Below are 7,027 nucleotides of genomic sequence, written 5' to 3'. Positions count from 1 at the left end.
CACGAGGCGCTCCAGCGCCCAGCGATAGGACGCGACGCGGCGCTCGAGGCAGGCCTGCACCCATTGCACGATCAGCGCGTTCTCCTGCATGCGCGCGACCGCGTCGGCCTTTTCGCGCGCCGACAGCTCCGAGACGTAGGCCATGCTGGCGTTGCGCTTGCGGTCGAGCTCGAGCACCCTGATCGCTGTGGCATAGAACGGCTCGAAGCGCGCGATGTCGCCGCGCACATCGTCGATCAGTTGCGAATAGCGCGAAGCATCGGAGCGATGCGGCTCGTCGATCAGCGCGCGGCCGTAAGCCGTGCGGTCGAACGCGACGGTCTGCCGCCAGGGCGGCGCGATCGGCTGGAAGTCGCCGAACACGCTCTTCCAGGCGGGCCGTGAATGCGGCGGCTCGATCAGGGGATAGGCGAGATCGCGAAGCTCGCGCTCGCCGTCGGTGAGCTGGAATTGCGAGGGTTTCGCGCCGACGCTCGACGTCGCCTCCGCACCGATCCAGCGGTGCATGTCGTCGTTGCGGAACTCGGCGCGGGTGCGGCCGAAATCGCCGCCGCTGCAGGCGCCAAGCGTGACGCCGGTCGCGGCGAGCAGCGCCGCGATGGTGAACCGGATCGGAACCGCCGTGTCCGGCATTTTCGGACGTCCTTTAGCGGCGACGCCGCCGGCGACCCGGCGCCTTGCGCTCTTGCGGCCCGGCGCTGCCGGTCGAGCCATCCGTATCGCGCTCGATCCGGATGACGGGAAGGATCAGGACCGTTCCCATGACCTCGGAGCCGCAAGCCACGGCGGAACGCCGTGCCGGCGCATCCGCTGGAAATTGAATGATCGTCCCCATGCCCGTTCTCTCTATTGCCGACTGACGTCGCGGCTGACCGCTTGATGCAGCGACGCATTCATTAAGATCAGCCGGTGGTTAACGGCATCCTAAGGTCTTCGCGCGTGGCGAATCCGGTCGTGCTATTACGGCCACGCGTTGCAGAAGCGCCGCAGCTCTGCGGATTCACGGACTGTTTTCCTTAACGCCCTGTTAAAGCTGGGCGCGTAGGGTCGCAGCCGGGTTCCCCGAAGAGTTTGCGTATCCCATGGCCACATCACCGCTGTTCTCCGGCTTCGATGGGTTGATGACGCTGTCGCGCCGCGAGGGTGTCGACATCCGCCCCACGCTGCTGCGCGTCCTCACCGATCTCTACGTACAGGCGAGCAGGCACACCGACGACGAGGAGCGGCAGTTCGTCGAGCTGACCTCGCGCCTGATCGACGAGGTCGACGATGCGACGCGGGCCGCCGTGCGCGGACGCCTTGCGATCTATCCGGAAACCCCGCTCGAAGTGCTGCGCAGGCTCGGGCTCAGGCCGGGAGACCAATCGGAGCGGCCGTTGCCGCTCGCGCAGGCGATCCCCTCCCCGCCGCCCGCGCCGGTCGAGGACAGGCCACCAAGCGACGCCGAGCGGCGGCTCGCGGCCAATCTCGCGATGCAGCCGGCGGATGCCGCGGAAATCTACGACATGTTCTTCCGTGCGAACTCGAACGAGCGGGCCGCGATCCTGCACAGCCTCGCCGACACGCCTTTGAAGGCTTCGCCGCGCATCCCCGAGGCGCGCGCCGAGCGCGCGCTCGAGATCCTGGAGATGGCGGCATTCGCAGCCGACGTCGAGAGCTTCACGCTGGAGCTCGGCGAGGCGCTGATCCTGCCTGCCCGCATCGCCGCCGAGATCGTCGGCGACCCGGGCGGCGAGCCGCTCGCCACCGCGGCCAAGGCGTTGTCGATGCCGAGCCCGGTGTTCCAGCGCGTGCTCCTGTTCCTGAAGCCCGAATTCGGCACCTCGGTACACACGGTGTACCGGCTGTCGCGGCTCTACGACCGCCTGAGCGAGCGCTCGGCGCTGGTGATGCTCGCCGCCTGGCGCGGCTCGACCATGGCGGTGGCGCGCATCGCCAAGCATCGTCCCACGCTCTACGACGACGAGCGCAACCGCGCCCGCGCCGCGGCGACGAGCGTGCCCCGCCCCGCGGCGCAGGCCGGCTCCGCCGGCATCGCGCGCACGGGCTCGCGGCGGTAAAGCATCAACGTCGAAGCAGGACTGCGACGATCGGAGGCTACCGCTCGCGAAATCGATCCACGGATTGAACACGGGCGCGTGCGCTTTTTGATAATCACTGACATCGCGAGCCACGACAGTCAGTCCATGGTGCCGCGCCGTCGCGGCAATGATGAGATCGGGCTGCGAGAACGTATGGCCCGTCGAACGAACTGTCTTCGACCAGGAGCCGCCATTTGAACATCATGTCCTCGGTGATCGCGAGGACACGTTGCTCGAACATGGGACGCTTTACGATTCTGGTCATGTTGACCGGAATCGCACCGACGCCCGGTAAAGTTCAATGCCTCAGCCCTTCGCCAGATCGAGAAAATGCCGCCCCGCTTTGTCCTCGGTCTCGACAATCCAGGCGTCGGGATCGAAGCGGATCTCCTTGGCGAGGCGCTCCTCCACCGCCTGCTCCGGGACGGGCTGCGGAGAGAGCGGTGTGAACAGGCGGTCGACCGGGCGGCTGTCGTCATAGACGGTCTGCGGCGCCGGCACGTAGAGCATGGCGTTGCCGTCCAGTGTCGCGACCTTGACGAAGACGGCGCCCGCCTCCTCGGCGCCGCGCCGGCGCACCGCGCCGAACACGCCCGCGCCCTGGCAGCGGCGCAGATAGGCCGCCACCCAGATGCTCGATTTGATCCGCATGAAGGCGAGCGTATAGACCAGCGCTCGTGCCGGCGCTACTGCCCGACGACGGCGATGAGCTCGCGCACCAGGCGATCGCTGACCTGCCCGTCCACCGGCAATTTGCGGTCGCGCTCGAAGCGCTGGATCGCGGCCTGGGTGTCGGGGCCGATCATGCCGGTCGGCTTCAATTGGCCGTAGCCATATTCGGTCAGCACGCGTTGCACGGCGGCGACGCGGCGCGTGCCGGAGAGCTGGGCCAGCGGCGGCAGCGGGGCCGGCACCCTTGCCATGGCCTGGGAAGGCGCGCCGTTCACCGACGACGTCGTGGCCGGCGGCCTCATCGGGTTGCCGGCATCGGCCGGCTTCGGCTCGATCGACGCCACATCCGCCTCTGTCGGGCGCGGCTTCGGCATCAGCGTCTGCGGCAGCGCCAGCATCGCATGGAACATCGGCGCCGGATGCGGCCCCGACTGCAGGAACACCGCATTCGTGATGATGGCACAGGCTGCAGCCAAGGCCAGCGCGCCCGCAAACAGATCGCGCGGGCTATACAGCAGCACGCGCAGCACGAGGCCGCGCTCGCTCGCCTCCTCGGCCGCGGCAGCCGCCCTGCGACGGCGGCGCTGCGATCCAGCCTCACGAGTGGCTCTTCTAGGCACTCTTCTTCACCTGAAACGTTGCATCCTGCGGCACGGGCCGGCCGGCCGGCGTCAACGTCGCGATCTTGTTTGACGGATGTATGACCTCCGCCTTGGCATCTGTCCTGCCGATGGTGAGCGGCAGCGCCACGGTGACGGTCGTTCCCTCGTCAACCCTGCTCTGCACCTTGAGTTCCCCGCCATGCAGGGCGAGCAGGTTCTTCACGATCGAGAGACCGAGCCCGGTGCCTTCCCGGCGCCGCTGATAGGTCTTGCCGGCCTGGAAGAACGGATCGCCGATCCGCTTGAGGTCGTCGGCGGCAATTCCGACCCCGGTATCGGTGACGCGAAGCATCAGCCGCGCGCCCTCGACATCCGAGGTGACCGCGACCTTGCCGCCACGCTCGGTGAACTTGATCGCATTGGAGACGAGATTGAGCACGATCTGCTTGAACGCGCGCGGGTCGCCGGTAATGACGGGCAGGTCCTGCGGCGCGTTGACCACGAGGTCGATGCCGCCCTCGCGCGCCTTGAGCGCCAGGAGGTTGCAGCAATTGATGACCGCGGGGCGCGGCGCGAACGGCTCCGGCGCGATCTCGAAATTGCCGGCTTCCATCTTCGACATGTCGAGGATGCCGTTGACGACCGACAACAGATGCTGGCCGGAATCGTTGATGAGCTGGGCGTATTCGCGGCGCCGCGCCGCATCCAGCATCAGGTGCTCCTCGCGCACGATCATCTCGGAGAAGCCGATGATCGCGTTCAACGGCGTGCGCAATTCGTGGCTCATGGTCGCCAGGAAACGGATCTTGGCGGCGTCGGCCTGCTCGGCCGCGCAGCGCACGAGTTCGAGCTCCTGCTCCTGCAGCTTGCGGTCGGTGACGTCGCGCATGACGGCGACGACCTCCTGCGCGGAGTCGGCCACTGCCGGCGACATCGGCTCGAGCGGACGGCAGCGCATCTCGACCCAGATGAAATCGGCCGGGCCGCTCTCGGCATTCTCGCCGAGGCGAACGGGATCCTTGCGCAGGCGGAACTCGACGCTGCGCGCCTGCCCGCCGCGTGCCGCCTCCGACAGCGCGGTGAGATAGGCCGGACGGTCGGCGACGTGGACACGGTCGAACAGGCCGTGCCCGAGCAGCCGCGCGGTCGGCGTTCCCAGCATCGCCTCGGCCTGCGGCGAGATGAACTGCACCGCGCCGTTGCGACGGTGCCGCGAAATCACGTCGCTCATGTTGCGCGCCAGGAGGCGGTAGCGATCCTCCTCGAGCGAGAGCAGCGAGACGCTGGTGCGCGCCAGCGTCTCGACGCCGAATGCGAGTCCCGCGGCATAGAGCGTCGCCGAAGCCACGCCGAACGCCATGCAGGTGCCGCGCAGCGCCGCACTGATTCCGGACGCGGGCAAGAGGCCGGATTGTCCTGACGCGATCAGCAGCGCCGCGCCGGCCAGCGCCAGCATGGAGGCAAATCCGACCACGCGGCGCGAGGCGGACAGCGCCGCCTCGAGCGGGATGACGACGAGCCAGATCGCGGCGAAGCTGTCGATGCCGCCGGTCGAAACCGACACCGCCATCACCAGGCCCGTCAGCGCCAGCGACGACAGCACGTGCGCGCCCTCGTAGCGGCCGGTGCGCGACAGGAACCAGGACAACAGGATCGGCGCGATCAGCCAGGCGAAGGCCGCGACTTCGAGCGCGCTGGGCGCGCCGCGCAATGCCAGATAGAGCGGGAACACCGCGAAGGCGGCGAGGCTGCCGAGCAGCCGGGGCGCCAGAAAGGCGCGATGACGCGCGCGGGTCAGCGCATCGTAGCGCGCCGACGGATGCAGCAACGCATCGAGGCAATCGCGAATAATACTCAACACTGTCACGGCTCTCGCGCCTCGGCCAGTCCGTCAAATCGGACGCGCCGCAACGCCCCCACTGAGGTCACCGTGTCAGAGTGAAATTAAACGAACGCTAAGGCGGTGGGTGTGGCTGCCGGCGATAGCGTCATGGCGCGCCTTTCACGCAATATGAGCAGTGCATTCGGCGAGGATGGTGAACGGCGGGTTTCCAAAACCGCGCAATGATGGTTTCGAAATCGTGGATATGTTCACGCCACGTCCGAACAAGCCCCGTCCGCCGAACTACTTGCCGAATCGACGTTCGAATCGATTTGTTGGCGAGGAGCCGCCGCATTAAGCTTGCCGCAAGAAGTTAGGCTTTATCGAGGAATATGACGACCCACTCGTCGCCTCCGCAAGAGACGACCCGGGATTCCACGATGTCCTTTCTGCTTCGTTTGACCTTCTGGCTCGGCCTCGTGCTCGTGCTGCTGCCGCGGGACAAGACGCCCGAATCGGCGAAGCTGCCGCAGGTCTCGGTGTCGGACGCGGTGCAGGCCGCGACCGCCGCGGTGTCCGACATGAGCCAGTTCTGCAAGCGCCAGCCGCAGGCCTGCGAAGTCGGCGGCCAGGCTGCGACCGTGATCGGCGCCCGCGCCGAGGAAGGCGCGCGCAAGATCTATCAGTCCATCACCGAGAAGAAGGCCGCCGAGGGCGACAGGAAGGCCACGGACGGCGAGAGGAAACCGCCCGCCGAGAAGAAGACGCCCGACCGCACCGGTTCGATCGGCGAGCCCGATTCCGCCGATCCGGCGCTGGCGATACCCTCGCAGGACACGCTGACGGCGCAGGATCTCGCGCTGGAATGGCGCCTGCCCTAGGCGTCACGGAACCCGCGGGTCCCCGCGCCTCGCTTTCGGTCCGCTTTGCTCTTATATAACGGGCAGGAACAAGCGGGCCGCCATGACGATCGACGACATCAGGGACAATTTCGAACTGCTGGAGGACTGGGACGACCGCTACCGGTACGTCATCGAGCTCGGCCGCACGCTGCAGCCGATGCCCGAGGAGGAGCATTCCGCCGCGAACAAGGTGCAGGGCTGCGTCAGCCAGGTCTGGCTGTCGAAGCGCATCGACCGCGACGGCAACGAGCCGGTGCTGAACTATCTCGGCGACAGCGATGCGCACATCGTGCGCGGCCTGATCGCGATCCTGCTCACGCTCTATTCCGGACACACGCCGCGCCAGATCCTGGACGCCGACGCGGCGGCGATCTTCGACGAATTCGGTTTTCGCGAGCACCTCACCCCGCAGCGCTCCAACGGCCTGCGCTCGATGATCGAGCGCATCCGCAACGATGCGCGCGAGGCGCTGGCGGCGGCGCCGTAGGCAGAGCGTAGATCCCATGGGCCGCCGTTACTTCCTGCGCGGCCGCTGCTGTCCGAGCCCCATCTTCTTGGCGAGCTGGGAGCGCGCCACCGCGTAGTTCGGCGCCACCATCGGATAGTCGGCCGGCAGGCCCCATTTGTCGCGGTACTGCTCCGGCGTCATGTTGTACTGCGTGCGCAGATGGCGCTTCAGCGACTTGAAGCGCTTGCCGTCCTCCAGGCACACCAGATAGTCGGGATGGACCGACTTCTTCACGGATACGGCGGGCTTGGCCGGCTCGCTCGGCGCCTCGGTGCGGCCGCTCGACACCCGAAGCAGCGCCGCATGCACCTGGTTGATCAGCCCCGGAATATCGGTCGACGCGACCGCGTTGTTGCTGACATAGGCGGAGACGATCCCGGCCGTGAGCTCGATGTAATTCCCACCCGACGAATTGTCGTTCATGGAGCCTGTCCTTCGTG

At 67.3% G+C, this 7,027-nt stretch carries 9 protein-coding genes; 3 read left to right on the top strand and 6 right to left on the bottom strand.

What is annotated here, in order from left to right; genetic code table 11:
* On the bottom strand, positions 1-633 hold a 633-nt coding region (locus tag JOY90_RS03210), incomplete at its 3' end, for a hypothetical protein (RefSeq protein WP_291689722.1).
* A gap of 13 nt (positions 634-646) precedes the next feature.
* Positions 647-835 (bottom strand): hypothetical protein, encoded by a 189-nt coding sequence (locus JOY90_RS03205; protein WP_291689721.1) that lies wholly within the window; start codon positions 833-835, stop codon positions 647-649.
* 247 nt (positions 836-1,082) lie between these two features.
* Between JOY90_RS03205 and JOY90_RS03200 the strand changes: the two genes are divergently transcribed.
* Positions 1,083-2,060, top strand: a complete 978-nt coding sequence (locus JOY90_RS03200) for a DUF2336 domain-containing protein (protein ID WP_291689720.1) — start codon at positions 1,083-1,085, stop codon at positions 2,058-2,060.
* 327 nt (positions 2,061-2,387) lie between these two features.
* Here JOY90_RS03200 and JOY90_RS03195 read toward each other — a convergent pair whose 3' ends face one another.
* Genes JOY90_RS03195 through JOY90_RS03185 form a run of 3 tightly spaced genes read right to left on the bottom strand, consistent with a single transcriptional unit; the run spans position 2,388 to position 5,222 of the window.
* Positions 2,388-2,732 (bottom strand): DUF1491 family protein, encoded by a 345-nt coding sequence (locus tag JOY90_RS03195; RefSeq protein ID WP_291689719.1) that lies wholly within the window; start codon positions 2,730-2,732, stop codon positions 2,388-2,390.
* A gap of 35 nt (positions 2,733-2,767) precedes the next feature.
* The gene (locus JOY90_RS03190) at positions 2,768-3,373 is read right to left on the bottom strand and encodes a peptidoglycan-binding domain-containing protein (RefSeq protein WP_291689718.1); all 606 of its coding nucleotides are present in this window, start codon (positions 3,371-3,373) and stop codon (positions 2,768-2,770) included.
* Positions 3,366-5,222: an ATP-binding protein gene (locus tag JOY90_RS03185; protein ID WP_291689717.1), complete on the bottom strand. Its 1,857-nt coding sequence runs from the start codon at positions 5,220-5,222 to the stop codon at positions 3,366-3,368. Before JOY90_RS03185 ends, JOY90_RS03190 begins: the two co-directional genes overlap by 8 nt.
* A gap of 395 nt (positions 5,223-5,617) precedes the next feature.
* Here JOY90_RS03185 and JOY90_RS03180 point away from each other — a divergent pair, with 395 nt between their 5' ends.
* The gene (locus JOY90_RS03180; protein ID WP_291689716.1) at positions 5,618-6,058 is read left to right on the top strand and encodes a DUF5330 domain-containing protein; all 441 of its coding nucleotides are present in this window, start codon (positions 5,618-5,620) and stop codon (positions 6,056-6,058) included.
* Positions 6,059-6,140: 82 nt separating this feature from the next.
* Entirely contained in the window at positions 6,141-6,566 is a 426-nt protein-coding gene (locus JOY90_RS03175) for a SufE family protein (protein WP_291689715.1), read from the top strand.
* Between the two features lie 27 nt (positions 6,567-6,593).
* Here JOY90_RS03175 and JOY90_RS03170 read toward each other — a convergent pair whose 3' ends face one another.
* Positions 6,594-7,010, bottom strand: a complete 417-nt coding sequence (locus JOY90_RS03170) for a MucR family transcriptional regulator (RefSeq protein WP_291689714.1) — start codon at positions 7,008-7,010, stop codon at positions 6,594-6,596.
* Positions 7,011-7,027: the final 17 nt, after the last annotated feature.

This window comes from Bradyrhizobium sp. (assembly GCF_019242285.1).
GTDB lineage: Bacteria > Pseudomonadota > Alphaproteobacteria > Rhizobiales > Xanthobacteraceae > Bradyrhizobium.
This window is presented reverse-complemented; position numbering and strand designations above follow the sequence as displayed.

What these genes read in the sequence shown, in the direction of transcription:
- JOY90_RS03195 (WP_291689719.1), bottom strand. Translation starts at nt 2,732, where the DNA reads ATGCGGATCAAATCGAGCATCTGGGTGGCGGCCTATCTGCGCCGCTGC.
- JOY90_RS03200 (WP_291689720.1), top strand. Translation starts at nt 1,083, where the DNA reads ATGGCCACATCACCGCTGTTCTCCGGCTTCGATGGGTTGATGACGCTG.
- JOY90_RS03205 (WP_291689721.1), bottom strand. Translation starts at nt 835, where the DNA reads ATGGGGACGATCATTCAATTTCCAGCGGATGCGCCGGCACGGCGTTCC.
- JOY90_RS03180 (WP_291689716.1), top strand. Translation starts at nt 5,618, where the DNA reads ATGTCCTTTCTGCTTCGTTTGACCTTCTGGCTCGGCCTCGTGCTCGTG.
- JOY90_RS03170 (WP_291689714.1), bottom strand. Translation starts at nt 7,010, where the DNA reads ATGAACGACAATTCGTCGGGTGGGAATTACATCGAGCTCACGGCCGGG.
- JOY90_RS03175 (WP_291689715.1), top strand. Translation starts at nt 6,141, where the DNA reads ATGACGATCGACGACATCAGGGACAATTTCGAACTGCTGGAGGACTGG.